Genomic DNA, 25,587 nt, shown 5'->3' with positions numbered 1-25,587 from the left:
GCCGGTTGCATCAATCCTGACTGGATTGAATCTCTGACCGCGACCTCCGAGCGCAGCCGTCGTCTCTCTCCACCAGCCTTCCGTTATCAGCTCACCGAGCTGGCGCGCAAAGCGGGCAAACGCGTTGTTCTGCCTGAAGGCGACGAACCACGTACCGTTAAAGCCGCGGCAATCTGTGCCGAGCGCGGTATCGCCACCTGTGTGCTGCTGGGTAATCCGGATGAGATCACCCGCGTCGCGGCGTCCCAGGGCGTTGAGCTGGGTGCGGGTATCGAAATCGTGGATCCGGAAGTGGTGCGCGAAAGCTATGTTGCCCGTCTGGTTGAGCTGCGTAAGAGCAAGGGTATGACCGAAGCCGTTGCCCGCGAACAGCTGGAAGACAACGTGGTTCTCGGTACCCTGATGCTGGAGCAGGACGAAGTTGATGGCCTGGTTTCCGGGGCTGTTCACACCACCGCGAACACCATTCGTCCGCCGCTGCAGCTGATCAAAACTGCGCCAGGTAGCTCTCTGGTTTCATCCGTGTTCTTCATGCTGCTGCCGGAACAGGTTTACGTTTACGGTGACTGTGCGATCAACCCGGATCCAACCGCTGAACAGCTGGCAGAGATTGCGATTCAGTCCGCTGACTCCGCGATTGCGTTCGGTATCGAGCCGCGCGTTGCGATGCTCTCCTACTCCACCGGTAACTCTGGTGCAGGTAGCGACGTAGAGAAAGTTCGTGAAGCCACCCGTCTGGCGCAGGAAAAACGCCCGGATCTGGTTATCGATGGCCCGCTGCAGTATGACGCCGCAGTTATGGCTGACGTTGCCAAATCTAAAGCGCCTAACTCGCCGGTTGCTGGTCGCGCTACCGTGTTCATCTTCCCGGATCTGAACACCGGTAACACCACTTACAAAGCGGTACAGCGTTCTGCCGACCTGATCTCCATCGGGCCGATGCTGCAGGGTATGCGCAAGCCAGTGAACGACCTGTCTCGTGGCGCGCTGGTAGACGATATCGTCTACACCATCGCCCTCACTGCGATCCAGGCTTCACAGCAGTAAGCTGCTGCCAAACGTAAAAAGGCGACCCCAGGGTCGCCTTTTTTATTATCACCGTTACGCTTCTTCTTGCTTAGCCGGTTCGTTGTTGGCATTGCGGCTCATCCACAGCGCCAGCGCTTTTAACGAATCAGGCGTGAAGTCATCGCAACGGGCGGTGATCTCCGTCGGGGTCATCCAGAAGACTTCGCTGACCTCTTCTTCCTGCAGCGCAAACGGGCCGTGGGAGACACAGCTGAAGAGGCCTCCCCAGACGCGGCAGTGGCTGTCTTCAAAGTAGAACTGACCGTGTTCGGCAAACGGCACACCGGCAATCCCCAGCTCCTCTTCCGCTTCACGGCGGGCGGAGTCAAGTAACAGCTCATCGGCCTGCACCACACCGCCGGCCGTTGCATCGAGCATGCCGGGCATGAAGTCTTTCGTTTCGGTACGGCGCTGCACCAGGATATTGCCCATACCATCATGCACCACGATATAGGTCGCGCGATGGCGAAGGCGCTGCGCGCGCATCTGCTCGCGGCTCGCCTGGGCGATGACTTCATTGTCTTCGCTGACTATATCTACCCACTCAGTACTTGCCAAATGACTCTGCTCCACCATCGGGAAACCTTCTCTTTATAGCGCTCTCACGGCGCGTTTACTGTTGAGGAGTAAGTTACGGATTAATCCTGGACTCTGCAATAACCTGGCTGTCATTCAGCGTCATAACGCACAAATGGCCCTCTTCCAGCATCCCATAGCTAGGTGGAAACCCGCCTTTAGGCAGGCTGACGGAGCCAGGATTGAAATGAATAATGTCGCCCTTCTTCCCGGCCACCGGAATATGAGTATGACCATAAACCAGGACATCGCCAGCATTCAGCGCGGGCAGATTATCGGGACCAAACAGATGGCCGTGGGTAACAAACAGGCGGCAGTGTGCCATCAGGATCTGCTGCCACGGGGCGGTGATGGGAAAGTGCAGTAACATCTGGTCGACTTCGCTGTCACAGTTGCCCCGCACGGCAATAATGCGCGAGGCAAAAGCATTAAGCCGCTCTGCAACCTCAGCGGGGGCATAGCCTTCGGGTAGCGGGTTGCGCGGGCCGTGATTCAGCACATCGCCGAGGATCACCAGCCATTGCGCCCCGCTCTGGTTAAACAGCGAAAGCACTTTTTCGGTCGCCGGTAGCGAGCCGTGAATGTCCGATGCAAACATCAGCTTCATCAGTGACTCCTTGTAGTGAAAAGCCGCTCCATCATACCTGAATCAGCAGGCCTTATCAGCCAGCCCGCTTCGCTGAAAGCGCCACATAACGCTGCACCGAGGCGCGCTGCCACTGGAAGCTGGCGTAATCCACCAGCTGTTGTGGTACGTCGTCACCATTGAGCACCAGGCGGTTGAGCATCAGCGCCAGATCGCTATCCGCAATGCACCATTCCCCGAATAAATTCTGATTGCCGTGGGCCAGAAGCGAGGTGGCGGTATCAATCAGCTGGCTTGCCGTGCGCTGGGCAGTTTCGCTCAGGGCCGGTTTTTTCACCCCGGCAAATACCACGTCGGTAGAACGTTCTTCACGGATGGGCATCAGATCGCTGCGCAGCCACGCCTGTATCTGACGCGCGCGGGCGCGTTTTTGCAGATCGAGCGGATAGATCCGCTCCCATGCCGGCGGCGCAAAACGCTCTTCCAGATATTCGGTAATCGCGGAGGATTCGCTGAGTTCAAACCCGTCCACTTCCAGGAGCGGCACGCGACGGGTCAGCCCATAGCCCCGCCACTGCGGCTGACGGTTCTCCCCCCGGCTGAGGTCGATGGTTTTCAGGGCAAAGGGCAATCCCTTTTCGGCCAGCGCGACGTACACGCTCATCACATAGGGTGAAAAATAGTCGGCATCTGACCACAGGGTAATCGCAGGTTGGCTCATAACGTCCTCATAAGGCTTCGCGTGATGGGTAGATATCCAAAATATAACCTCCTGCCCCGGCTGTCACTTGATGAAAACTCACGATTTATCATCACCACCTATACTCGATCTATGCAGAAAAAAGCGCTATGACAGGAGTTGCGATGATTGACCTTTACTACGCCCCGACGCCCAACGGGCATAAGATCACTCTTTTTCTGGAAGAGGCCCAGCTGGACTACCGCATCCTGCCGGTCAATATCAGCAAAGGCGAACAGTTCCGCCCCGAGTTTCTCGCCATTTCCCCCAACAATAAAATTCCGGCGATTGTCGATCGCGATCCGGAGGATGGCGGTACCCCGCTGAGCCTGTTTGAGTCCGGCGAAATATTGCTCTATCTGGCAGAGAAAACCGGCAAGCTACTGAGCGGGGAATTACGCGAACGCCACGTCACGCTGCAGTGGCTCTTCTGGCAGGTTGGCGGCCTGGGGCCGATGATTGGTCAGAACTACCACTTTAACCATGCTGCGCCACAGCCTATCGCCTATGCCATCGAACGTTTCCAGGTCGAAACGCAGCGGCTCTATAACGTATTGAACAAGCGGCTGGAAAAATCGCCGTGGCTGGGAGGCGAACACTACAGTATCGCGGATATCGCCTGCTGGCCGTGGGTCAACACCCATGAAAACCATCTTGTCGACCTGGCATCATGGCCTGCGGTAAACAACTGGTTTGAACGTATCCGCACCCGCCCGGCAACCGAGCGTGCAATGCAAAAAGCGCAGCAGATATAAACGCTTTCCTCATGTATTATGGTGTCGATAATGACACGGAGGAAGCCTGCAATGTCCCAGCAAGACGCAATTATTCGTATTAAAAATTTACGCCTGCGCACCTTTATTGGAATCAAAGAGGAGGAGCGTGCTAATCGCCAGGATATCGTTATTAACGTGACGATCCACTATCCGGCAGACAAAGCCCGCGCCAGTGAAGACATTAATGATGCGCTGAACTATCGCACCATTACCAAAAGCATCATTCATCTGGTGGAGAATAACCGTTTCTCTTTGCTGGAAAAATTAACTCAGGATGTGCTGGATATCGCACGCGAACATCACTGGGTCACCTATGCTGAAGTCGAGATCGATAAACTTCACGCGCTGCGCTACGCCGACTCCGTCTCGATGACGTTAAGCTGGCAACGCTAAGCGCAACCCTGGAGGTGGTATGAAGATCCTGGTAACCGGCGGCACCGGCCTGATTGGCCGGCATTTAATCCCACGTTTGCAGGTATTGGGCCATGAGCTGACGGTGGTCACGCGTAGCCCTGAGAAGGCGCGCCAGCTACTCGGCTCCGGCATCGATATCTGGAAAGGGCTGACGGAGCACCAGGATCTCAACGGCTTTGATGCCGTCATCAATCTTGCAGGCGAGCCCATCGCCGACAAGCGCTGGACAAAAGAGCATAAACAGCGTCTGTGTAACAGTCGCTGGAACATCACCCAGCGGCTGGTCGATATGGTTAAGGCCAGCGACACGCCGCCGTCGGTGTTTATCTCCGGTTCAGCTTCAGGTTATTACGGCGATTTAGGCGAGGTGGTGGTGACCGAAGAGGAGCCGCCGCACAATGAATTTACCCATAAGCTGTGCGCCCGCTGGGAGCAGATTGCCTGCGGTGCCCAGAGCGAAAAGACCCGCGTATGCCTGTTGCGCACCGGCGTGGTGCTGGCCCCCAAAGGCGGGATTCTGGGCAAAATGCTGCCGGTATTTAAGCTGGGTCTTGGCGGCCCGGTCGGTAACGGGCGTCAGTACCTGGCGTGGATCCATATCGACGATATGGTCAACGGCATTCTCTGGCTGCTGGATAACGATCTTCGCGGCCCGTTCAATATGGTCTCCCCCTACCCGGTGCGTAACGAGCAGTTTGCCCATGCCCTGGGCCATGCGGTGCATCGCCCTGCCGTAGTTCGCGCGCCCGCCACCGCTATCCGCCTGCTGATGGGGGAATCCTCCGTGCTGGTGCTGGGCGGCCAGCGCGCGCTGCCGAAGCGCCTGGAAGCCTCCGGCTTTGCTTTCAGGTGGTATGACTTAGAAGAGGCCCTGGGAGATGTGGTAGGTTAAATTTACCTTGTCAGATGTTAATTTGTTATCTTCGCTCCCTGTTCAAGGCGCTTTGATGGCAACCATTACCACTCCCCGGCTGACGCTCTCCCCTTTTGAGCCCGCCGACTGGCCTTTTTTCCACAGGCTGCGTGAAGCGCCGGAGATCATGCGCTATATGGCCGCGATCGCCCCGGAAAAAGAGATCCGACGCCTGTTTGCCGCCCGTCTTACCGCCCCGCACATCTTTGTGATCCGCGTCCATGATGATGCCACCCCGCTCGGGGATATTGGCCTGCAAATCAGCTCCCACTACCCTGAAGAGGCCGATATTGGTTACACCGTGATTGCCGCCGCCCAGGGCCAGGGAATAGCCAGCGAGGCGCTGCGTGCCGTGTGTGAATATGCGTTTATCCGGGTGGGCGTAAAAGCGATTAACGCATATGTGCTGGCGGACAACGGCGGGTCAGTGCGGGTGTTAGAGAAAGCGGGTTTCATGCGCACCCAGGTACTTGAGCAGGCATATGAGATTAACGGCGTGCGGTATGACGACTGGGTGTACCGTTTAGAGAATGGTGCCGCCCGGCCTACGGTTTTGTAGGCCCGGTAAGCGTAGCGCCACCGGGCAACAAACTACTTCAACGATCCCTTAAGGAACTGCTGCAGACGCGGGCTCTTCGGGTTGGCCAGCACCTCATCCGGATGCCCCTGCTCTTCGATTACGCCCTGGTGGAGGAAAATCACGTGGTTGGAGACGTTACGGGCAAAGCCCATCTCGTGGGTCACCACCACCATGGTTTTCCCCTCTTCGGCCAGCTGCTGCATGATGCGCAGCACTTCCCCCACCAGCTCGGGATCGAGCGCGGAGGTAGGTTCGTCAAAGAGCAACACTTCCGGCTCCATCGCCAGCGCACGGGCGATAGAGACACGCTGCTGCTGACCGCCGGAGAGATGCACCGGGTATTTCATCTGCTGGCGTTCGTCGATACCCACTTTCGCCAGGTATTTCTCCGCCCGGGTACGGGCTTCCTGCTTGCTTAAGCCCAGCACCTGCACCGGCGCTTCCATGACGTTCTCCAGCACCGTCATGTGGCTCCAAAGGTTGAAATGCTGGAATACCATCGTCAGACGAGTACGCAGCAGACGAAGCTGGTGTTTATCCGCCACCTTCAGCTGACCGTCTTTGTCCTGCACCAGATTGATGTTCTCACCGCTGACCACAATCGAGCCGGCACTCGGCTTTTCAAGAAAGTTAATGCAGCGCAGGAAGGTACTTTTACCCGACCCTGAGGAGCCGATAATACTGATCACATCGCCCGCATTCGCCTGCAGCGACACCCCTTTCAGCACTTCATGTTCGCCGTAGCGTTTGTGCAAATCGATAACGTTTAATTTGTTCTCAGCCATCTTCATTCTCAGTGCGTCGAAGGTTTGACATGCTGCAACCAGCGTTTTTCCGCTTTGCGGAACAGGCTAATCAGGACATAAGAGATGATTAAATAGAGCACTGCCGCGATCCCGAAGGCGGTAAAGGGCTGATAGGTCGCCGAGTTAATATCACGGGCAATCTTCAGCAGATCCGGCACGGTAGCGGTAAAGGCCAGCGCGGTGGAGTGCAGCATTAAAATCACTTCGTTGCTGTAGGCAGGCAGCGCAATACGCAGCGCCGACGGCAGAATAATGCAGCGATAGAGCTTCACCGAAGAGAAGCCATACGCCCGCGCCGCCTCAATTTCACCGTGCGGCACGGAGCGGATCGCGCCGGCAAAGATCTCGGTGGTGTAGGCGCAGGTGTTGAGCGTTAACGCCAGCACGGTACAGTTCAGCCCGCTACGGAAGAACGCGTTCAGCATCTCGGTGCCTTTGACGATTTCCAGCGTGTACATCCCGGAGTAGAAGACCAGCAGCTGCACATAGAGCGGCGTACCGCGGAACACGTAGGTAAACAGCCAGATGGGGAAGCGAATATATTTGTTGCTGGAGACGCGGCCAATGGCGAGGAAAATCGCCAGGATCCCGCCCATTACCACAGAAGAAATCAGCAGCCAGAGGGTGATCGCCACACCGGTAAAACGGTATCCGTCGGTCCACAGCAGGGATTTCCAGTATTCCTGAATAATTTCGATCACAGGTCAGCCCTCTTCACACCCACGGAATAGCGCCGTTCGAGCAGGAGCAGCACGCCATTGGAGACGGTGGTAAACACCAGATAAATCACCCCGCAGACAATCGCGAAGTAGAACGGCTCCCAGGTGCTTTTGCCTGCCAGCTGCGTGGCTTTTACCACATCTTCCAGCCCCAGTAAGGAGACCAGCGCCGTTGCTTTGAGGATAACCTGCCAGTTGTTACCAATTCCCGGCAGCGCAAAGCGCATCATGGCCGGAAACATAATGCGGCGAAACGTCTGTGAGGAGGTAAACCCGAAGGCCGTAGCCGCTTCGATATGCCCTTTCGGCACCGCGAGATAGGCCCCGCGGAAGGTTTCGGTAAAATAGGCGCCATAGATAAAGCCCAGGGTGATGATACCGGCCACCATCGGATCGATATCAATCTGCGCCATACCGATGGCATCCGTAATGCCGTTAAGGGCGATTTGCAGACCGTAGAAGATCAGCAGCATCAGCACCAGGTCAGGCACCCCGCGTATCAGGGTGGTATAGCCCTCAAACAGCAGCGCCATCGCCCGATTCGCAGAGAGCTTCGCGCCCGCGCCTGCAAGGCCTATCAACACGGCCAGCACCACTGAACTGAGAGCCAGTTCAAGGGTGACCAATGCGCCTTGTAAAATTACGCCAGAAAATCCGTACAGCATACCGCCTGCCCTGTCGTGAGTGGTGTAGCCGTGTCTTTTCCCCTCCCTGGACGGAAGGGGCCGCACGTTATTAAGTGGAGGGATTAACCACCGTAGACATCAAAGTCGAAGTATTTCTTCGCCAGTTTTTCGTAAGTGCCGTCGGCGCGCATTTCAGCAAAGGCTTTGTTCAGCGCTTCACGCAGTTCGTTATCCTCTTTACGCAGACCCATACCGGTGCCCACGCCGAAGAGTTTCTCATCCTTGATGGACGGACCGCCAAACTTGTAATCTTTACCAACTGGCTGTTTCAGGAAGCCTTCGCTGGCTGCCACTTCATCCTGGAAGGCGGCGTCAATACGGCCCGCAGTCAGGTCAGCGTAGATATTCTCCTGGCCCTGGTAAGAGACGATTTCAATTCCTTTCGGTGCCCAGTGCTCGTTGCCGAAGGTCTCCTGTGTGGTGCCCTGCAACACGCCCACACGTTTACCTTTCAGGGATTCAAGGGTTGGCTGAATATCGGAAGATTTCGCTACCACCAGACGCGAGTCCGCTGCATAAAGCTTGTCGGTGAAGGCAATCTCCTGCTGGCGTTTTTCGGTGATAGAGAGGGAAGACATAATGGCGTCAATTTTTTTCGCTTTCAGCGAAGGGATCAGCGCATCCAGTGGGTTTTCAACGAAGGTACACTCTGTTTTGATACGTTTGCACAGCTCTTTAGCCAAATCGATATCAAAACCTACCAGTTCACCCTGCGCATTCTTCGATTCGAAGGGGGCATAAGTCGGGTCAGTACCAATACGAACTTTTTGCGGAATTGCTGCAAATGCCGCGGTAGCGCTGGAAAAGGCCAGAGCCAGAGAAAGTGACAAAACCAGTTTTTTCATATCTATCCTCAACAGACTGTCTTCTTACGGGATTTTAACGCCGACGGGGCGCCTTTAATGTGCCACTAATCGCCGCGGCAAGGCAAAAGATTATGCCCGGCAAGCGCGAAAAAGTGCATTGCGAGTGCTTAACTATTCACTTTATAACCAACACAGCGCACGATTTGCACCATCCTGGTTCGCAAAGGCCATTGTCGCACCATAACGGGGAGCCATTATGGTGCGCACCCGTCAGTTCCGGTTAGTCGCCGTAAACATTGAAGTCGAAGTATTTCTTCGCCAGTTTGTCGTAGGTACCGTCTTTACGCAGTTCAGTGAAAGCTTTGTCAAAGGCCGCCTTCAGCTCGGCATCGTCTTTACGCAGGCCGATCCCGGTGCCGTCGCCGAAATATTTTTTGTCTTTGACTGACGGGCCAGCAAAGGCAAACTCTTTGCCCGCCGGTTGTTTCAGGAAGCCTTCGCTCGCGGCGACTTCATCCTGGAAAGCCGCATCCAGACGCCCTGCCGCCAGATCGGAATAGATCAGATCCTGGTTCTGGTACGCCACTACATCCACGCCCTTCTCACGCCAGTTGGCGTTCGCATAGCCTTCCTGCGTTGAGCCCTGCAGAACGCCTACATGCTTGCCTTTCAGCGAGTCAATGGTTGGCTGGATTGGGGAGCCTTTCGCCGCAATCAGACGTGAATCCGCCGCGTAAAGTTTCTCAGAGAAGGCGATCTCCTGCTGACGCTTTTCGGTAATCGAGAGCGAGGAGATGATCGCGTCAATCTTCTTGGCTTTCAGAGACGGGATCAGCGCGTCGAAGTCGCTGCCCACCCAGGTACATTTCACGGACATGCGTTTGCACATCTCATTTCCCAGGTCGATATCAAACCCAACGAAATCCCCCTTCGCATCTTTCGATGAGAACGGGGCATAGGTTGCGTCTGTACCGATACGTACGTTCTGTGGGAGCGCCGCAAAGCTGCTTGCCGCAGCGCTTAATCCCACCAGCAAAGACAGAGCCAGAACCGTCTTCTTCATACATTACCCTCAAGTGTCGTGATTTTCTTATGTAATAGATTGTGTTGTGTGTTGTTGCAGGCAATCTCTTGCAGGTCTTATGCCATATTGCAGATAACGCAAAATTACGGCGTTAAATATGTTAATGAAAGGTTGCAGGATTGCCTTAATGGTGAAAGATAGCAGGTCTGCCAAACGAACCGCAGTGCCTGGAAAGGAAAAAAGGAATTAAATGTTGAGGATATGATCGCTGTTGCAGAATTGCCCTGAAACAGGGCACGTTGCGGTGAAATGCACTCTGGCAGAACAGCCTTACCGTCAGGCGCCCTGCCAGCGGGTAAAGAGATCGTCCGGCAGGTCAATGTCGAACTGATCGAGCACCCGGTTTACGGTCTGATTAATCACATCATCCAGGCTTTGCGGACGGTGATAAAACGCCGGCACCGGCGGCATGATCACCGCCCCCAGTTCAGCGGCCTGGGTCATCAGGCGCAGATGGCCCAGATGCAGCGGGGTTTCGCGCACGCACAATACCAGCGGGCGACGCTCTTTTAATATCACATCGGCCGCACGGGTCACCAGCGTATCGGTATAACTGTTGACGATGCCAGAGAGAGTTTTGATGGAACAGGGCAGGATCACCATGCCCGCCGTTTTAAACGACCCGGAGGAGATGCTGGCGGCGATATCGCGCGCGTCATGCACCACATCGGCCAGCGCCTGAACGTCACGCAGGGAGTAATCGGTTTCGAGAGAGAGGGTCTGACGCGCAGCCTGGCTCATCACCAGATGCGTTTCAACCTCGGCGACGTCGCGCAATACCTGCAACAAACGGACACCGTAAATCGCGCCGCTGGCCCCTGAGATCCCTACAATTAATCGTTTCATGATGTTCGCCCTTGCTGTTACAGGGCTGACTGTGCAGGATTTTGGCGGGAGTTGCAAGCGAGGGCAGATGCCCTCGCCTGCGATAGTGCTTAACCTTCGTTATGCATCTCTAAACTTTCGAGATCGTTCGCCAGCTGGACGGCTTTCGCGTCGTCGTTGCGAAGTGAATCGAGGTAGTCCAGGTAGCCCTGATCCACATCTTTGGTGACGTAGATACCGTTAAACACCGAGCACTCGAACTGCTGAATATCCGGGTTCTCGGCGCGCACCGCGTCGATCAGATCGTTCAGATCCTGGAAAATCAGTCCGTCGGCGCCGATGATCTGGCGGATCTCATCCACTTCACGACCGTGGGCAATCAGCTCGTTGGCGGTAGGCATATCGATGCCATACACGTTCGGGAAGCGAATTTCCGGTGCCGCAGAGGCCAGATAGACCTTCTTCGCACCCGCTTCACGGGCCATCTCGATAATCTGCTCAGAGGTGGTGCCGCGCACGATGGAGTCATCCACCAGCAGCACGTTCTTATCGCGGAACTCGGCGCGGTTGGCATTCAGCTTGCGGCGCACCGATTTACGGCGCAGCTGCTGGCCCGGCATGATAAAGGTGCGGCCAACGTAGCGGTTCTTCACGAATCCCTGGCGGTAAGGTTTACCCAGAATACGCGCCATCTCCAGGGCGATATCGCAGGAGGTTTCCGGGATAGGGATCACCACGTCGATATCCAGGTCTTCCCACTCGCGGGCAATCTTCTCGCCGAGCTTGGTTCCCATATTCACACGGGCGCTGTAGACGGAGATCTTGTCGATGAAGGAGTCCGGACGGGCGAAGTAGACATATTCGAACAGGCACGGATTGCTGACCGGATTCTCTGCGCACTGACGGGTAAACAGCTGGCCTTTCTCGGTGATATAGACCGCTTCGCCAGGGGCGACGTCACGCAGGAACTCAAAGCCCAGGGTATCCAGGGCCACGCTTTCGGAGGCTACCATATACTCGGTGCGGCCATCGCCAATATCGCGCTTGCCCAGCACCAGGGGGCGGATGCCGTTAGGATCGCGGAAGGCGACCATACCGTGGCCGATAATCATCGCGACGCAGGCATAAGCGCCACGGATCAGGCGGTTAGTGGCGGCTACCGCGGCAAAAATGTTGTCAGCTTCCAGCGGATAGTGGCGGAAGTTATCCAGCTCGCTGGCAAAGACGTTGAGCAGGATTTCAGAGTCAGAAGTGGTGTTAATGTGACGACGCTTCTCTTCAAACAGCTTCTTACGCAGCTCGTGAGCATTGGTCAGGTTGCCGTTGTGGGCAAGCGTGATGCCATACGGCGAGTTAACGTAGAACGGCTGAGCTTCAGAGGCGCTGGAACTGCCAGCAGTCGGGTAACGAACGTGACCAATACCCATGTTGCCTTGAAGACGCTGCATATGGCGGGCTTCGAACACATCGTTTACCAGGCCGTTGGCCTTACGTAAACGGAAGCAGTTGTGTGCATCAATGGTGATGATACCCGCAGCATCCTGCCCACGGTGCTGAAGCACCGATAATGCGTCATAAATAGACTGGTTTACCGGCATGAAACCGGCGATACCGACAATACCGCACATTCGTCATTTCCTCGTTAAGCCACATCTCAGGGTTTATGCCCTGGGCAAAAAACTCGACGAGCTTTGCAGATAGTCAAAGAACCATCTGATGATGAAGCTGAACTGCGGGATAAGCTGCGATTTCTGCCAGTCTTCACTTTTTGAGAACCCGGTAAAGGTATCAAGGAAGAACAGTATCGCGGCAACAATCAGCGCGCCTCGCAACGCCCCGAAACAGATCCCCAGCACCCTGTCCGTTCCTGACAACCCGGTTTTCTCGACCAGCTGGCCAATCACGTAGTTAACAATGGCGCCGACAATCAGCGTCGCGATAAACAGCACCGCGATGGCAATCCCATTTCGAACCAGTTCATCTTCAAAGCCCGTGAACCAGACAGACAGGTAAGTGTAGTAATGACTGGCAACAAAGAAGGCACAGCCCCAGGTTACCAGCGATAACGCTTCACGAACAAAGCCACGGATCAGGCTAACCAGACAGGAAAAACCTATCACCGCAATGATGGCGTAATCAATCCAGACCATATGTGTCCCACGATCAAACGCCCTGTCATCCAGTTCGGGGCGAATTCTAACAGAAAAAGAAAACGTTTGCGTAGGGATTTCCTTCCCGCGCGTAAATAAAAAAAGCGCTGAAAAAATATTCAGCGCCCCAGGCGGGTTACCTTCTCAGGCAATCTGCTGCGCCTGTTTTTGCCTTATCCCGTAAATGAGAGAAACCCTCAGTTCACGCTGTAGTTCATCACCACGCCGCTCAAACCAGAGAGTTTATTCAGCTCTCCAAGCGATCCCTTCAGCTTGTCTCTCGACGCATCCGGCCCTACGAGAATACGGGTGATTTTACCCTGTACCGGTGTGGTAGGTGAAGTGTAAACGCGATACCCCGCACCACGGAGTTTAGCCACCACCTCGTTGACCTTATCGGCGTTTTTCAGGGCGCCGAGCTGCACAACGTAGGCTTTACCGGTCGGGGCCGGTTTCTCTTCTGCCGCCGGTTTGGCCGGTGGGGTTTCTGTCGCCGCCGCCAGCTGCTGGCTGGTGTTATCGCGCTGCGGTTTCGGCTGCGGCTTCTCAACCGGTTTCGGTTTTTGCACCGGTTTCGGCGCGTACTGCTCAACCGGCGCCGGAACGGGATCCAGCTCGTTGTTGTTTCCGGCTGCCAGACGCGCCGGATCTAACGATGGCGCCGCGGCATCGCCCGCGCGCACCTCTTCAGCCGCCCCTTCTGGTGGCTGTGCAGGCAGAGCCTGTGTTGCCGGGAGCATGTCCGGCTCATCCCGATCGCCCGGTTTCGGCACCAGCGGGATCGCCGCAAACTCATCCTGATAATGTTTTTTCTGTCCATCAAGCAGCCCGGGGAGAATAATCACCCCCAGCGCCACCAGCACAATGGTGCCTGCTAAACGGTTCTGAAACTTACTTGCCACCGGTTCTCCCCGCATCCATTACGTCCATGACATGTGCCACCGTGTGGAACGAACCACACACCAGCACGGTATCTTCTGGTCTGGCATCGGCCATCGCCGCCCGCCAGGCCTGCGCCACGCTATCAAAGCGCTGCCCAGCACCAATATGCGCCATCAGCTGTTCGGCAGTCGCCCCGCGCGGGCCTTCCAGAGGGGCACAATACCAGCTATCGACCACACTCTCCATGCAGGCCAGCGTGCCGCCAATATCTTTATCATGAAGCATACCGATAACCGCCAGCACGCGCCCGGTTTTTGGCAATGATTTGAGACGTCCTGCGAGATACGCCGCGGCATGGGGGTTATGCGCCACATCCAGAATCAGACGCGGTGATTCGCTGACTATCTGGAAACGCCCCGGCAGAATCGCATGCTGAATGCCGTCGCGCATCGCCTGCTCCTCTACCGCCAGACCACTGGCGCGCAGTGCGGCCAGCGCCGTCGCGGCATTCGGCTGCGGTACCTGGGGCAGCGGCAGGTTATCCAGCGCGCCCGCCGCGTCTTCAAAGCGCCAGCCGCTTTCCGTCACGCTGTAGCGCCAGTCGACGTCACGGCGCTGCAACAGCGCCCCTTTCTCCTGCGCCACATCAGCAATAGTGTGCGGCATATCGGGTTCGCCGACGATAGCCGGTTTGCCCGGGCGGAAAATACCGGCTTTTTCACGGCCAATGCTCTCGCGATCGGGCCCCAGCCAGTCAGTATGATCCAGCGCGATGCTGGTGATTACCGCCACATCCGGGTCGACAATATTAGTGGCATCCAGACGCCCGCCTAACCCGACCTCAAGGATCACCACGTCCAGCTGCGCCTGCTTAAAGAGCCACAGCGCCGACAGGGTGCCATATTCAAAATAGGTCAGCGAAATATCGCCGCGCGCGGCTTCGATCTCCGCAAACGAGGCGGTGTGCGCGGATTCAGCCAGCTCCGCATTCTGTACCCGCACGCGCTCGGTATAGCGCACCAGATGAGGTGAGCTGTAGACCCCTACTTTGTAGCCTGCCGCCATCAGCATCGCTTCCAGGGTGCGGCAGGTGGTGCCTTTGCCGTTGGTACCCGCCACGGTGAAGACAAAGGGAGCCGGTTTCAGAACATCAAGGCGCGCCGCGACCTGGCTGACGCGCTCAAGTCCCATGTCGATGGCTTTACTGTGCAGGTTTTCCAGATAAGAAAGCCACGCGGCCAGAGGCGACGTGGCTTGGGGAAGAGTAATATTATCCATGTTGCGCGCTTTTCAGTTACGGTTAGAAAGCAAAAGGGCAGCGCCACTGGCCCTGCCCTTTTCAGTTATCAGGCCTCGGGTTCCTGATCCGGTACCACCACGCCTTCGCGCGGCTCATCCGGGCTCGGCGACGGCAGATTCATCAGCTTCGCCAGAATGCTGGCCAGTTTCAGGCGCATTTCCGGACGGCGAACGATCATGTCGATAGCGCCTTTCTCGATAAGGAACTCACTGCGCTGGAAGCCCGGCGGCAGCTTTTCACGTACCGTTTGTTCAATAACGCGCGGGCCGGCAAAGCCGATCAGCGCTTTCGGTTCAGCGATGTTCAGATCGCCCAGCATCGCAAAACTTGCCGATACGCCGCCCATGGTTGGGTCGGTCAGCACGGAGATGTACGGCAGACCGCGCTCCTGCATTTTCGCCAGCGCTGCGGAGGTTTTTGCCATCTGCATCAGCGACATCAGCGCTTCCTGCATACGGGCACCACCGGAGGCGGAGAAGCAGATCAGCGGACAGTTGTCTTCCAGCGCCTGCTCAACGGCACGCACGAAGCGCGCGCCTACCACGGAGCCCATTGAGCCGCCCATAAAGGAGAACTCAAACGCCGCCGCGACAACCGGCATCTCGTGCAGGGTGCCTTTCATCACCACCAGGGCATCTTTCTCGCCGGTCTCTTTTTGCGCAGAGGCCAGACGGTCTTTGTATTTCTTGGAGTCACGGAACTTCAGCACATCTTTCGGCTCAAGCTCGCTACCCAGTTCAACCAGAGAACCTTCATCCAGCAGGCTATGCAGGCGGTTACGCGCCGACATACGCATGTGGTGATCGCACTTCGGACAAACTTCGAGATTACGCTCCAGTTCGGCGCGGTACAGGACCTGGCCACAGCTGTCACATTTAGTCCACACCCCTTCAGGAATACTCGCTTTGCGGGTTGGGGTGATATTGCTTTTAATTCGTTCAATCCAGCTCATTGATAACCTTTCTGCCTGAACCAGGTTTGCTGCAAGGGGCGCATAATGCCATTTTTGCCCCCGGCAGACCATGAATGTTGCACATTAAAACATAACAGCCCGAAACTTTGGATAAAAAAGTGGTCGAACCGCAATCGTGCCTTTATTTTACTTGTTTTGCCGCCGCGCGACGGTGACGAATCACTTCGATAACGCCCGGCAGAATGGAAACCACAATAATCCCTACGATCAGCAACTTAAGGTTTTCCTGGATCATAGGAATGGTCCCGAAGAAATAGCCCGCGTAGGTAAAGCTCAGCACCCACAGCAGCGCACCGGTGACGTTATAGAGCGCGAACTGACGGTACGACATATGACCCATACCCGCAACAAACGGGGCAAAGGTTCTGACGATGGGCACAAAGCGCGCGAGAATGATGGTCTTACCGCCGTGTTTCTCATAAAACGCATGGGTTTTATCGAGATAGCTGCGACGGAAAATCTTCGAGTCCGGGTTACTAAATAACCGCTCGCCGAACAGCCGCCCTATAGTGTAGTTCACCGCATCGCCAAGGATGGCGGCAATCAGCATTAACACCACCATCAGGTGAACGTTAAGATCGTTGGTCTCCAGCGACGCCAGCGCGCCCGCCACGAACAGCAGTGAATCGCCCGGTAAGAAGGGCGTCACCACCAGCCCGGTTTCGCAAAACAGGATCAGGAACAGAATGGCATACACCCAGACGCCATAATCAGCGACCAGCTCTGCCAGGTGAACATCGATATGCAGAATGAAATCGATCAGAAAGCGAATTAAATCCATATTGTCTAAACCTTTATTGCCACGGCTATCAGTCCGCTAAGAACAGCGGGCCCATTGGCGGTTTTGGAAGGTCAAACCGATCCGGGTAATCGACCGAGACCAGATAGAGCCCTTCCGCTTTCGCCGTTGCTGCCGCCAGCGTTCTGTCCTTCGCCGCCAGCAACTCTGCAATCCAGCTCTCCGGCTGGTGTCCGGCGCCTACTTCCATCAGGCTGCCTGTAATATTCCTGACCATATGATGAACAAAGGCATTCGCTTTGATATCCACCACCACATACGCGCCATGCCGACTGACGTTAATGTGCATCACGTTGCGCCACGGCGTGCGAGACTGGCACTGCACAGCACGGAACGAGGTGAAGTCGTTTTCGCCAATCAATGCCTGCGCCGCGCGGTGCATGCGATCGGCATCCAGCGGCTCGTAAAAATGCGTGACGCCCCGGCCTCACACCGCCGCACTAAGACGCTGGTTATAGATGATATAGCGGTAGCGGCGCGCGGTGGCGCTGAACCGCGCATGAAAATCATCCGGCACATTTTTGACCCAACGTACCGCGATGTCACCAGGCAAATTCGCATTTACCCCCAGCGTCCAGGCCGCGTCTTTACGCACTGCGGTGGTTTCAAAATGCACCACCTGACCCGTACCATGGACACCGGCGTCGGTACGCCCCGCGCACAGGACATTGATGGGCTCATTCGCCACCTGAGAGAGCGCTTTTTCCAGCTTTTCCTGGACGCTGCGCACCTCATTCTGACGCTGCCAGCCATAATATTTACTGCCATCGTACTCAATGCCGAGGGCAATCTTATGAACGGGCTTTTGCTCCACTTCAGACATCAGTAGAGATACTCCTGCACCAGTTTTTCAGCGATTTTCACCGCCATCAGCGCGCCGCCGAAACGCACGTTATCGGCGACCGACCAGAACTGGATCTGCTCCGGCATACCGTAATCGTTACGTACACAGCCAATGGAGAGACGCGCGTTGCCCGTTGCGTCGCCCACCTGGGTCGGGAACTCGCGCTCTTCAGACAGCTCAATATCTTCGCCGCGGCCAAAGGCATCGCGCGCCTCTTCCGCAGCCAGCGGACGCATGGCTTCAAAGCTCACCATCTGGGCATGGCCGTAGAACACCGGCGACTGCACACAGTTGGCGGAGATCATCAGTCCGTCGTCCTGCAGGATCTTACGCACTTCATCGATGATACGGCGCTCTTCGCACACGCTGCCTTCACGATCCGGCAGCAGCGGCAGCATGTTGAAGGCAAGCTGGCGGCCAAAGAAATCCTCTTCGTCCACCGGAATACCATTCAGCAGCTTCGCGCTCTGCCCTGCCAGGGCATCCACCGCTTTTTTACCGCGGGCAGAGACTGACATCAGGCTGGTTACGGCGATACGGGACAAGCCACCTTCGTCGATGAGCGGTTTCAGGGCGCTAAGCAGCTGGCTGGTCAGGCTGTCCGGGACGGCGATGATGTTACGGTTGCGATAGTCGGCCAGCACGAAGGGGTTCACCTCCGGCACCACCAGCGGCACGTCCGGTTCAAGGGCAAACAGGCCGCTTAAATCAATGACCAGACAGCCTGCGTTGGTGGCCTCTTCAATATATGCTGCGGAAGCGTCGACCCCGGCCGCGAAAAAGGCCAGCTGCGCCTGGGTCCAGTCGAACTCAGCCGCATCCTGAACCATGACGGATTTACCCGCAAAACGCAGGTGCTCGCCCGCGCTCTCATTACGCGCCAGGGCATAGATGTCGCCCACCGGGAACTGACGCTCAGCAAGGGTTTCGAGCAGGGCTTCGCCCACGGCGCCCGTTGCGCCCAGTATGGCAATGTTCCAGCCTTCAGACATGGTGGTTTACTCCAGAAATAAAAAAGCGTCCCTGGCGGGGTATCCGCCAGGGAGCATTAAGAAGACATTAACGAACCGGGTGATGAACGGCGTTGAAACCCAGCTTATGCAGCAGCGACGCCGCAGCAGGATCATCACACATCACATACAGAGAGGACCATTCGCGGCGCTCAACGTAATGCTTACGCAGCTTGTCAAACTCACCCGGTATACCCGCTACTTTTCGCAGCAGCGCGTCATCGCGGCGCACATCATACACTAAATGCACCAGCCTTTTCAGCGTTCCCTGATCCAGCGGGCCGTGCAGGGTGATGCGGCCAAAATCCGGGGTTGGCAGCAGGGTATCCAGCGCCACCTGCTGGGATTTGCCGATAAACGCGCTGTACGCCTCAAACACCTGGGTGGTGCCGCGGGCTTTACCTTCGAGGGTGTAACCCGCGATATGCGCGGTACCGATATCCACTTTGTCCAGCAGGGCCACGTTGAGATCCGGCTCCGGCTCCCACACGTCCAGCACCACGCTCAGATCCTGACCAGTTTCCAGGCGCTGCAGCAGGGCCGCGTTGTCCACCACCGGGCCACGGCAGGCATTAATCAGGATGGTGCCCGGCTTCAGGCGGCTAATCAGAGCGTCGTCTGCCAGATGGCGCGTTTTATACGGCCCGTCTTTAAATAGCGGCGTATGGAAGGTGAGCACGTCACACTCGGCCACCAGCTCATCCAGGCTGCGGAAATCCCCTTCATCGCCACGGTCAGCGCGGGGCGGATCGCACAGCATCGTGCGGATACCTAACGCCTCAAGGCGCTTTTGCAGGCGGCTGCCGACGTTACCGACACCGACAATGCCTACGGTCCGGCTGGTGAGCGTAAACCCGTCACGCTCGGCCAGCATCAGCAGAGAGGAGAAAACATACTCCACGACGGCAATAGCGTTACAGCCCGGTGCGGCGGAAAAGCCAATCCCGGCCTGCTTCAGCCACGCGTCATCCACATGATCGGTTCCTGCGGTTGCCGTGCCGACAAATTTGATCCCTTTGCCAGACAGCAGCGCCTCATTCACTTTGGTTACCGAGCGCACCATCAGGGCATCGGCATCAGTCAGCTCGGCGAGCGGAATGGGACGCCCAGGAACGGCCTTAACCTCACCCAGGCGGCTGAACAGCTCGCGGGCGTAAGGCATATTTTCATCAACGAGGATTTTCACGTCTGAGTACCTGTTTGAGAGGAAGAAAACCTGTCAAGTGTGCCATAATCTGGCCGCCAGGCATATACGTAAACCTGGTTAACGATGAGTAACGACTTTAAGGATTTTTTGCCGATGCAGCCCATTTCAGGTACGCCGCCACAACCTCCGGGTGATGGCCCGCGTCCATCCCACGTCGCGGGCGAACAGCCCCTCTCCACACAGCAACGCACTGTACTGGAACGTCTGATCACCCGGTTAATCGCTCTGACGTCGCAGCAGAATGCGGAGGTGTGGGCCGGAGTGAAACACGATCTGGGATTAAAGAGTGATGCGCCCATGCTGTCGCGCCACTTCCCTGCTGCGGAGCAAAACCTCAACCAGCGCCTGAACACCGCTCAGCAAAACCATACCACCCGGCAGATGGTCTCCCAGTTGACGGAGCTGCTGACTCAGGGCAATAACCGCCAGGCGGCCAGCGATTTTATTCGCCAGCAGTATGGCCAGACCGCCCTGAACCAGCTGACGCCCGATCAGCTCAAAACGGTGCTGACGCTGCTGCAAAATAATCAGCTCAATATTCCGCAGCCACAGCAGCGCCCGGCCACGGAGCGCCCGCTGCTGCCTGCCGAACACAATACGCTGAAGCAGATGGTGACCAAACTTGCCGCCGCCACGGGCGAGCCGACCAAGCTCATCTGGCAGTCGATGCTGGAACTGTCGGGGGTGAAAGCGGGAGAGTTAATCCCGGCCAGGCAGTTTACCCACCTTGCCACCTGGCTACAGGCACGCCAGACGCTGAGCACGCAAAGCGCGCCAACCCTGCACACCCTGCAGGCCGCGCTGAAACAGCCGCTGGAGGCCCAGGAGTGGGACAGCATTCAGGACTATGCCCGGCAGAACTGGCAGGCGACGCCGCAGACGGTGCTGACCACCGCCCAGGTACAGGATCTGCTCAACGAGATCTTCGTCCGCCGCACCGAGCGTGAAGCTGGCGTGACGGAAGTGCGCAATATCCAGCCGATCTACAGTCCGCTCTTTGCCCCGGTAGTGGAAACCTTCAGAACGCTGTCTGCCCGTCCCGGACTGATGTTAATCGCCTTAATCATTGCGCTGGCGATTTTCTGGCTGGTCGCCTGATGTTTTGCCCGGTGGCGCTCCGCTTACCGGGCCTACAAAAGCACGAACTGTAGGCCGGGTAAGGCGCAGCCGCCACCCGGCAACAAACAGCTAACCCCGGCGAAACGCCACCAGCGTCACCACAATCCCAACCACCGCTGAAACGGCCCCTGCCAGGAAGACCGACGGATAGCCAAACGAGGTGGCTAACAGCCCCGCCAGCGGCCCGGTTATCCCGTATGAGATATCCTGAAAGGCGGCGTAGCCCCCCAGCGCCGTGCCCCGCACCTGCGGGGCAACGCGTTTAACCACTTCAACACCCAGCGCCGGGAAGATCAGCGAACAGCCGCAGCCGGTCAGGGCTGCCCCCAGAAGTGCTACCGGCGCGCTCGGCGCCTGCCAGAGCAACACCAGACCCACGGTTTCAATCACCAGCGACGCCACCGCTACCTTTACGCCACCGAAGCGATCCGGCATCCAGCCGAACAGCACCCGCATCAGGACAAACGCGCCGCCAAAAGCGGTGAGCGTAAACCCGGCCATCGCCCAGCCGCGGCTCATAAAGTAGAGCGAAACGAAGGTGCCAATCACCGCGAAGCCAACGCCCTGCAGCGCAAGGCCCAGACCTGGCTGCCAGATCTGCCCCACCACGCTCCATAGGGAGGGACGTTCGCCTTTATGAGCCGGAACTTTACGCACCGTGCCGTTAAACGCCCATGCCAGCAGCGGCAGCGCCATGGTGGTGGCGGCCAGCGCCGCAAAGCCAAACTGACTGTTGATCAAAAGACCCAGCGGCGCGCCTGCAGCCAGCGCACCATAGATAGCCATCCCGTTCCACGACATCACTTTGCCGGAACGCGCGGGCCCGACCAGCCCCATCCCCCAGGTGAGTGTGCCGGTCAGGAGCTGGCTTTCACCAAAACCGAGAATTAATCGCCCTGCCACCAGCAGCGCGAATTTCCAGGCCGCCTCCACCGGCAGCAGCGCGGCCAGTAGCCATGCACCACCCGCCAGCCCGCAGGCGAACATGCCCTGCAACGCCGAGCGTTTTGCGCCGTGCTGATCCGCCAGCCGTCCGGCATAGCCGCGGGTTAGCACCGTGGCTAAAAACTGAATACCTACGGCGATGCCGACCATGGTGTTGCCATAGCCCAGCTCCTGGTGCACAAACAGCGGGATCACCGGCAACGGCAGGCCGACGGTCATATAGGTGAGGAATACCGCAAAGGCGATACGGAACAGCGAGACGTTGCCGGAAGCGGCGTGTTTATCTGTGGTAACGGCCGTCATGCATAACTCCATGTTCAGGCATAAAAAAAGGGAGCCATCAGGCTCCCTTCTACTATACATTCAAACGCTTATGCTTTCAGCTTACGCATCACCAGCGTGGCGTTGGTGCCGCCGAAACCGAAGCTGTTGGACATGACGGTAGTCAGTTCACGCTCGGTGGTTTCAGTCACGATGTTCAGACCTGCGGCCTGCTCGTCCATCTCTTCAATGTTGATGCTCGGCGCGATAAAGCCGTTTTCCAGCATCAGCAGGGAGTAGATCGCTTCCTGCACGCCAGCCGCACCCAGGGAGTGACCAGTCATGGCTTTGGTGGCGGAGATAGCCGGGCTGTTGTCGCCGAACACTTCACGGATAGCACCCAGCTCTTTCACGTCGCCTACCGGCGTAGAGGTACCGTGGGAGTTCAGGTAGTCGATTGGGGTATCAACGCCGTGCATCGCCATCTTCATGCAGCGCACTGCGCCTTCGCCTGATGGAGCCACCATGTCTGCGCCATCGGAGGTTGCGCCGTAGCCCACAATCTCAGCATAGATGTGCGCACCGCGGGCCAGCGCGTGTTCCAGCTCTTCAACCACGACCATACCGCCGCCGCCTGCAATAACAAAGCCGTCACGGCTTGCATCATAGGTACGGGAGGCTTTTTCCGGGCATTCGTTGTATTTGGTGGACAGGGCGCCCATCGCATCGAACTCACAGGCCATTTCCCAGCCCAGCTCTTCGCCGCCGCCAGCAAATACGATGTCCTGTTTACCCAGCTGGATCTGCTCAACCGCGTTACCGATACAGTGTGCAGAGGTCGCGCAAGCGGAGCTGATGGAGTAGTTTACGCCGTGGATTTTGAACGGGGTCGCCAGGCAAGCGGAAACCGCTGAACCCATCGCTTTGGTCACCACATATGGACCGACCGCTTTCAGGCCGCGCGGGCTGCGCATCGCGTCGGCACCAAACACCTGCGCTTTAGAGGAGCCGCCGGAGCCAGCAATCAGACCCACACGCGGGTTGTTCTGATAAACCTCTTCGCTCAGGCCAGCGTCAGCAATCGCTTCCTGCATAGAGAGATAGGCGTAGATGGAGGCATCGTTCATGAAACGGACCACTTTGCGATCGATCATGCCCGTGGTGTCCAGTTTTACATTACCCCATACGTGGCTACGCATACCGGAATCTTTAAACTCTTCAGAGAAGGTGATCCCGGAGCGTCCTTCACGCAGAGATGCCAGGACTTCCTGCTGGTTATTACCGATGCTGGAAACGATGCCCAAGCCAGTAATCACTGCACGTTTCATTCAATACCTCTGTAAGTCGCACTATTTAAGTTTCGAGTCGCACAATAGCGTACACTTGTACGCCGAACAAGTCCGATCAGCCAATTTCTGTGGAAATTTGCACCATCAGACGCACATCGTTAAGATCGCGGCACAGCCTGTCAGACGAGTAACTTACGTGAAACAAAACGCTATACAACCCGCCAACCTCGAATTCAACGCTGAGGGTACACCTGTTTCCCGAGATTTTGACGATGTCTACTTCTCTAATGATAACGGACTGGAGGAGACGCGTTATGTTTTCCTCGAGGGAAATCAGCTGAATTCCCGTTTTCCGCTGCATCCCCGCGATCTCTTTGTGGTGGCCGAAAGCGGCTTTGGCACCGGGCTGAATTTTCTTACCCTCTGGCAAGCGTTCGATCGCTTTCGTGCGGCACACCCTGACGCTACCCTGCAAAGGTTACATTTCATCAGTTTTGAGAAGTACCCGCTGGCCGCCGACGATCTCCGTCTGGCCCACCAGCACTGGCCGGAGTTAGCCCCCTGGGCAGAACAGCTTCAGGCCCAGTGGCCGCTGCCTATCGCAGGCTGCCATCGCCTGCTGCTGGACGGCGGGCGCGTCACGCTCGATATCTGGCTGGGGGATATTAACGAACTCACCGATAAGCTGGATGACTCCCTGAACCAGCAGGTTGACGCCTGGTTCCTCGACGGTTTTGCCCCGGCCAAAAACCCGGATATGTGGAGCCCTGGGCTGTTTGCCGCCATGGCGCGTCTGGCGCGGCCCGGTGGCACGCTCGCCACCTTTACCTGCGCCGGGTTTGTCCGTCGCGGCCTGCAGGAAGCGGGCTTCACCATGAAAAAAACCAAAGGCTTTGGGCGCAAGCGCGAAATGCTCGTCGGGGTGATGGAGCAGGATTGCCCCTCCCCTGCCCGCACCCCGTGGTTTGCCCGTCCGGCCAGCGACGGGCGCGAAACCGCCGTAGTGGGCGGCGGGATTGCCAGCGCGCTGCTGTCGCTGGCGCTGCTGCGCCGTGGCTGGCAGGTGACGCTCTACTGCGCCGACGATGCCCCGGCAGCGGGCGCCTCCGGCAATCGTCAGGGGGCGCTCTATCCCCTGCTCAGCGCCCAGGATGCTGCACTGAGCCAGTTTTTCCCGGCGGCGTTCACCTTTGCCCGCCGCCTGTACGACAGCCTGCCGGTGGCCTTTGATCATGCCTGGTGCGGCGTCACCCAGCTGGGCTGGGATGAAAAAAGCCAGAAAAAAATCGACCAGATGCTGGCTCTGGGCCTGCCTGAGCAGATCGCAGTGGCGGTGAACGCCCAACAGGTGGCGGAGAGCACCGCGGTGCCCACCGGCTGCGGCGGGATCCAGTATCCGCTCGGCGGCTGGCTGTGCCCGGCGCAGCTTACCGCGGCGGCGATCGCGCTGGCGCAGACGCTCGGCCTGCAGGTGCACTATGGCCGCAAGGTAACGTCGCTGGCCCAGACCGACGCCAGGTGGATGTTGCAGTTTGCCGACGGTGAGCAGGCGCAGCATGGCAGCGTGGTGCTGGCGAACGGACACGGCATCAGCCAGTTCAGCCAGACCGCACCACTGCCGGTCTACCCGGTGGGCGGTCAGGTGAGCCATATCCCGGCGGCACCGCAGCTGAGCCAGCTACGTCAGGTACTCTGCTACGACGGGTATCTGACCCCGCAAAATCCGGCCAACGGCCAGCATTGCATCGGCGCAAGCTATCATCGCGGCCAGACCGAGCCGCAGTACAGCGATGAGGACCAGCAGCATAATCGCCAGCGTCTGCTCGACTGTTTGCCGCAGGCGGCATGGGCGCGTGAGGTGGATGTCAGCGCAGGCGAGGCGCGCAACGGCATTCGCTGCGCCACCCGCGATCATCTGCCGATGACAGGTGCAGTACCGGACTATGAAGCCACGCTGACGGCTTATCAGGATCTCGCCAGCAACACATCCCAGGCGGTCAGCGCCCCGGCGTTCCGGAATCTGTTTATGCTGGGCGGGCTGGGCTCCCGCGGGCTCTGTACGGCGCCGCTGACGGCGGAGGTTCTTGCCGCCCAAATGAGTAACGAGCCGATCCCGCTGGACAGCCACACGCTGGCCGCGCTCAATCCGAACCGGTTATGGGTGAGAAAGTTGTTGAAGGGGAAAAGGGTGAAAGCGTAGGCCCGGTAAGCGTAGCGCCACCGGGCGATT

26 protein-coding genes and 1 pseudogene are annotated in these 25,587 nt (G+C 57.5%); 7 read left to right on the top strand and 20 right to left on the bottom strand.

Annotated features, from left to right (window positions below):
* Positions 1-1,047, top strand: a 1,047-nt coding sequence (pta, locus tag WFM46_RS05260) for a phosphate acetyltransferase (RefSeq protein WP_336997201.1), incomplete at its 5' end; no start/stop codon positions are given.
* Positions 1,048-1,101: 54 nt separating this feature from the next.
* Here pta and yfcD read toward each other — a convergent pair.
* The 3 genes from yfcD to yfcF are packed head-to-tail and all read right to left on the bottom strand — an operon-like array spanning position 1,102 to position 2,951.
* Positions 1,102-1,644, bottom strand: coding sequence for an NUDIX hydrolase YfcD (gene yfcD / locus WFM46_RS05255; RefSeq protein WP_103180487.1), 543 nt, complete (start codon positions 1,642-1,644; stop codon positions 1,102-1,104).
* 55 nt (positions 1,645-1,699) lie between these two features.
* The gene (yfcE, locus tag WFM46_RS05250) at positions 1,700-2,251 is read right to left on the bottom strand and encodes a phosphodiesterase (RefSeq protein ID WP_336997200.1); all 552 of its coding nucleotides are present in this window, start codon (positions 2,249-2,251) and stop codon (positions 1,700-1,702) included.
* A 55-nt stretch (positions 2,252-2,306) separates the two neighbouring features.
* A complete protein-coding gene (gene yfcF, locus WFM46_RS05245; protein WP_336997199.1) occupies positions 2,307-2,951 on the bottom strand; it encodes a glutathione transferase in 645 nt (214 codons plus the stop codon).
* Positions 2,952-3,094: 143 nt separating this feature from the next.
* Here yfcF and yfcG point away from each other — a divergent pair, with 143 nt between their 5' ends.
* The 4 genes from yfcG to WFM46_RS05225 are packed head-to-tail and all read left to right on the top strand — an operon-like array spanning position 3,095 to position 5,631.
* On the top strand, positions 3,095-3,724 hold the full coding sequence (gene yfcG / locus WFM46_RS05240; protein WP_336997198.1) for a GSH-dependent disulfide bond oxidoreductase: 630 nt from the start codon (positions 3,095-3,097) through the stop codon (positions 3,722-3,724).
* Positions 3,725-3,775: 51 nt separating this feature from the next.
* Entirely contained in the window at positions 3,776-4,138 is a 363-nt protein-coding gene (folX, locus tag WFM46_RS05235; protein WP_103180493.1) for a dihydroneopterin triphosphate 2'-epimerase, read from the top strand.
* Between the two features lie 19 nt (positions 4,139-4,157).
* On the top strand, positions 4,158-5,051 hold the full coding sequence (locus tag WFM46_RS05230; RefSeq protein WP_103180495.1) for a TIGR01777 family oxidoreductase: 894 nt from the start codon (positions 4,158-4,160) through the stop codon (positions 5,049-5,051).
* A 55-nt stretch (positions 5,052-5,106) separates the two neighbouring features.
* Positions 5,107-5,631, top strand: a complete 525-nt coding sequence (locus tag WFM46_RS05225; protein ID WP_336997197.1) for a GNAT family N-acetyltransferase — start codon at positions 5,107-5,109, stop codon at positions 5,629-5,631.
* A gap of 32 nt (positions 5,632-5,663) precedes the next feature.
* Here WFM46_RS05225 and hisP read toward each other — a convergent pair whose 3' ends face one another.
* From hisP to pdxB, 15 genes and pseudogenes are all read right to left on the bottom strand, one after another.
* Positions 5,664-6,437, bottom strand: a complete 774-nt coding sequence (hisP, locus tag WFM46_RS05220) for a histidine ABC transporter ATP-binding protein HisP (protein WP_103181114.1) — start codon at positions 6,435-6,437, stop codon at positions 5,664-5,666.
* A gap of 8 nt (positions 6,438-6,445) precedes the next feature.
* The gene (gene hisM, locus WFM46_RS05215; protein ID WP_103180499.1) at positions 6,446-7,159 is read right to left on the bottom strand and encodes a histidine ABC transporter permease HisM; all 714 of its coding nucleotides are present in this window, start codon (positions 7,157-7,159) and stop codon (positions 6,446-6,448) included.
* The gene (locus tag WFM46_RS05210) at positions 7,156-7,842 is read right to left on the bottom strand and encodes a histidine ABC transporter permease HisQ (protein WP_103180501.1); all 687 of its coding nucleotides are present in this window, start codon (positions 7,840-7,842) and stop codon (positions 7,156-7,158) included. Before WFM46_RS05210 ends, hisM begins: the two co-directional genes overlap by 4 nt.
* Positions 7,843-7,925: 83 nt before the next feature.
* Positions 7,926-8,708, bottom strand: a complete 783-nt coding sequence (gene hisJ, locus WFM46_RS05205) for a histidine ABC transporter substrate-binding protein HisJ (RefSeq protein ID WP_032612831.1) — start codon at positions 8,706-8,708, stop codon at positions 7,926-7,928.
* Between the two features lie 241 nt (positions 8,709-8,949).
* The gene (argT, locus tag WFM46_RS05200) at positions 8,950-9,732 is read right to left on the bottom strand and encodes a lysine/arginine/ornithine ABC transporter substrate-binding protein ArgT (RefSeq protein ID WP_103180503.1); all 783 of its coding nucleotides are present in this window, start codon (positions 9,730-9,732) and stop codon (positions 8,950-8,952) included.
* 297 nt (positions 9,733-10,029) lie between these two features.
* Positions 10,030-10,599, bottom strand: a complete 570-nt coding sequence (locus tag WFM46_RS05195; RefSeq protein ID WP_103825163.1) for a UbiX family flavin prenyltransferase — start codon at positions 10,597-10,599, stop codon at positions 10,030-10,032.
* Positions 10,600-10,688: 89 nt separating this feature from the next.
* Positions 10,689-12,206 carry an amidophosphoribosyltransferase gene (purF, locus tag WFM46_RS05190; RefSeq protein WP_103180507.1) on the bottom strand — a complete coding sequence of 506 codons (1,518 nt, stop codon included), beginning with the start codon at positions 12,204-12,206 and terminating at the stop codon, positions 10,689-10,691.
* Between the two features lie 33 nt (positions 12,207-12,239).
* Complete coding sequence (gene cvpA, locus WFM46_RS05185) at positions 12,240-12,728, bottom strand: colicin V production protein (RefSeq protein WP_039030950.1); 489 nt, start codon at positions 12,726-12,728, stop codon at positions 12,240-12,242.
* Between the two features lie 197 nt (positions 12,729-12,925).
* Positions 12,926-13,630 (bottom strand): cell division protein DedD, encoded by a 705-nt coding sequence (gene dedD / locus WFM46_RS05180; RefSeq protein ID WP_103181115.1) that lies wholly within the window; start codon positions 13,628-13,630, stop codon positions 12,926-12,928.
* A complete protein-coding gene (folC, locus tag WFM46_RS05175) occupies positions 13,620-14,888 on the bottom strand; it encodes a bifunctional tetrahydrofolate synthase/dihydrofolate synthase (protein ID WP_336997196.1) in 1,269 nt (422 codons plus the stop codon). The genes dedD and folC overlap by 11 nt, the downstream gene beginning before the upstream one ends.
* A 68-nt stretch (positions 14,889-14,956) precedes the next feature.
* Positions 14,957-15,862 (bottom strand): acetyl-CoA carboxylase, carboxyltransferase subunit beta, encoded by a 906-nt coding sequence (accD, locus tag WFM46_RS05170; protein WP_103825166.1) that lies wholly within the window; start codon positions 15,860-15,862, stop codon positions 14,957-14,959.
* A gap of 142 nt (positions 15,863-16,004) precedes the next feature.
* Positions 16,005-16,664, bottom strand: a complete 660-nt coding sequence (locus WFM46_RS05165; protein WP_103180515.1) for a DedA family protein — start codon at positions 16,662-16,664, stop codon at positions 16,005-16,007.
* A 28-nt stretch (positions 16,665-16,692) separates the two neighbouring features.
* Positions 16,693-17,505: pseudogene (gene truA / locus WFM46_RS05160) on the bottom strand (tRNA pseudouridine(38-40) synthase TruA).
* Positions 17,505-18,518: an aspartate-semialdehyde dehydrogenase gene (locus WFM46_RS05155; RefSeq protein ID WP_336997195.1), complete on the bottom strand. Its 1,014-nt coding sequence runs from the start codon at positions 18,516-18,518 to the stop codon at positions 17,505-17,507. The pseudogene truA and the gene WFM46_RS05155 overlap by 1 nt, the downstream one beginning before the upstream one ends.
* A gap of 67 nt (positions 18,519-18,585) precedes the next feature.
* The gene (pdxB, locus tag WFM46_RS05150) at positions 18,586-19,722 is read right to left on the bottom strand and encodes a 4-phosphoerythronate dehydrogenase PdxB (protein ID WP_336997194.1); all 1,137 of its coding nucleotides are present in this window, start codon (positions 19,720-19,722) and stop codon (positions 18,586-18,588) included.
* Positions 19,723-19,836: 114 nt separating this feature from the next.
* Here pdxB and flk point away from each other — a divergent pair, with 114 nt between their 5' ends.
* On the top strand, positions 19,837-20,841 hold the full coding sequence (flk, locus tag WFM46_RS05145) for a flagella biosynthesis regulator Flk (protein WP_103180522.1): 1,005 nt from the start codon (positions 19,837-19,839) through the stop codon (positions 20,839-20,841).
* A 90-nt stretch (positions 20,842-20,931) separates the two neighbouring features.
* On the opposite strand, the gene WFM46_RS05140 is transcribed toward flk, so the two are convergent.
* A complete protein-coding gene (locus WFM46_RS05140) occupies positions 20,932-22,110 on the bottom strand; it encodes an MFS transporter (RefSeq protein WP_336997193.1) in 1,179 nt (392 codons plus the stop codon).
* A gap of 68 nt (positions 22,111-22,178) precedes the next feature.
* A complete protein-coding gene (gene fabB / locus WFM46_RS05135) occupies positions 22,179-23,396 on the bottom strand; it encodes a beta-ketoacyl-ACP synthase I (RefSeq protein WP_103180525.1) in 1,218 nt (405 codons plus the stop codon).
* Between the two features lie 157 nt (positions 23,397-23,553).
* On the opposite strand from fabB, the gene mnmC reads away from it, so the two are divergent.
* The gene (gene mnmC / locus WFM46_RS05130) at positions 23,554-25,557 is read left to right on the top strand and encodes a bifunctional tRNA (5-methylaminomethyl-2-thiouridine)(34)-methyltransferase MnmD/FAD-dependent 5-carboxymethylaminomethyl-2-thiouridine(34) oxidoreductase MnmC (protein WP_336997192.1); all 2,004 of its coding nucleotides are present in this window, start codon (positions 23,554-23,556) and stop codon (positions 25,555-25,557) included.
* Positions 25,558-25,587: the final 30 nt, after the last annotated feature.

Source organism: Leclercia sp. M50 (genome assembly GCF_037150775.1).
GTDB lineage: Bacteria > Pseudomonadota > Gammaproteobacteria > Enterobacterales > Enterobacteriaceae > Enterobacter.
This window is presented reverse-complemented; position numbering and strand designations above follow the sequence as displayed.

Excerpts from the sequence above, each read along its gene's own strand:
- yfcD (WP_103180487.1), bottom strand. The coding sequence starts at position 1,644 with ATGGTGGAGCAGAGTCATTTGGCAAGTACTGAGTGGGTAGATATAGTC.
- yfcE (WP_336997200.1), bottom strand. The coding sequence starts at position 2,251 with ATGAAGCTGATGTTTGCATCGGACATTCACGGCTCGCTACCGGCGACC.
- yfcF (WP_336997199.1), bottom strand. The coding sequence starts at position 2,951 with ATGAGCCAACCTGCGATTACCCTGTGGTCAGATGCCGACTATTTTTCA.
- yfcG (WP_336997198.1), top strand. The coding sequence starts at position 3,095 with ATGATTGACCTTTACTACGCCCCGACGCCCAACGGGCATAAGATCACT.
- folX (WP_103180493.1), top strand. The coding sequence starts at position 3,776 with ATGTCCCAGCAAGACGCAATTATTCGTATTAAAAATTTACGCCTGCGC.
- WFM46_RS05230 (WP_103180495.1), top strand. The coding sequence starts at position 4,158 with ATGAAGATCCTGGTAACCGGCGGCACCGGCCTGATTGGCCGGCATTTA.
- WFM46_RS05225 (WP_336997197.1), top strand. The coding sequence starts at position 5,107 with ATGGCAACCATTACCACTCCCCGGCTGACGCTCTCCCCTTTTGAGCCC.
- hisP (WP_103181114.1), bottom strand. The coding sequence starts at position 6,437 with ATGGCTGAGAACAAATTAAACGTTATCGATTTGCACAAACGCTACGGC.
- WFM46_RS05210 (WP_103180501.1), bottom strand. The coding sequence starts at position 7,842 with ATGCTGTACGGATTTTCTGGCGTAATTTTACAAGGCGCATTGGTCACC.
- hisJ (WP_032612831.1), bottom strand. The coding sequence starts at position 8,708 with ATGAAAAAACTGGTTTTGTCACTTTCTCTGGCTCTGGCCTTTTCCAGC.
- argT (WP_103180503.1), bottom strand. The coding sequence starts at position 9,732 with ATGAAGAAGACGGTTCTGGCTCTGTCTTTGCTGGTGGGATTAAGCGCT.
- WFM46_RS05195 (WP_103825163.1), bottom strand. The coding sequence starts at position 10,599 with ATGAAACGATTAATTGTAGGGATCTCAGGGGCCAGCGGCGCGATTTAC.
- purF (WP_103180507.1), bottom strand. The coding sequence starts at position 12,206 with ATGTGCGGTATTGTCGGTATCGCCGGTTTCATGCCGGTAAACCAGTCT.
- cvpA (WP_039030950.1), bottom strand. The coding sequence starts at position 12,728 with ATGGTCTGGATTGATTACGCCATCATTGCGGTGATAGGTTTTTCCTGT.
- folC (WP_336997196.1), bottom strand. The coding sequence starts at position 14,888 with ATGGATAATATTACTCTTCCCCAAGCCACGTCGCCTCTGGCCGCGTGG.
- accD (WP_103825166.1), bottom strand. The coding sequence starts at position 15,862 with ATGAGCTGGATTGAACGAATTAAAAGCAATATCACCCCAACCCGCAAA.
- WFM46_RS05165 (WP_103180515.1), bottom strand. The coding sequence starts at position 16,664 with ATGGATTTAATTCGCTTTCTGATCGATTTCATTCTGCATATCGATGTT.
- WFM46_RS05155 (WP_336997195.1), bottom strand. The coding sequence starts at position 18,518 with ATGTCTGAAGGCTGGAACATTGCCATACTGGGCGCAACGGGCGCCGTG.
- flk (WP_103180522.1), top strand. The coding sequence starts at position 19,837 with ATGCAGCCCATTTCAGGTACGCCGCCACAACCTCCGGGTGATGGCCCG.
- WFM46_RS05140 (WP_336997193.1), bottom strand. The coding sequence starts at position 22,110 with ATGACGGCCGTTACCACAGATAAACACGCCGCTTCCGGCAACGTCTCG.
- fabB (WP_103180525.1), bottom strand. The coding sequence starts at position 23,396 with ATGAAACGTGCAGTGATTACTGGCTTGGGCATCGTTTCCAGCATCGGT.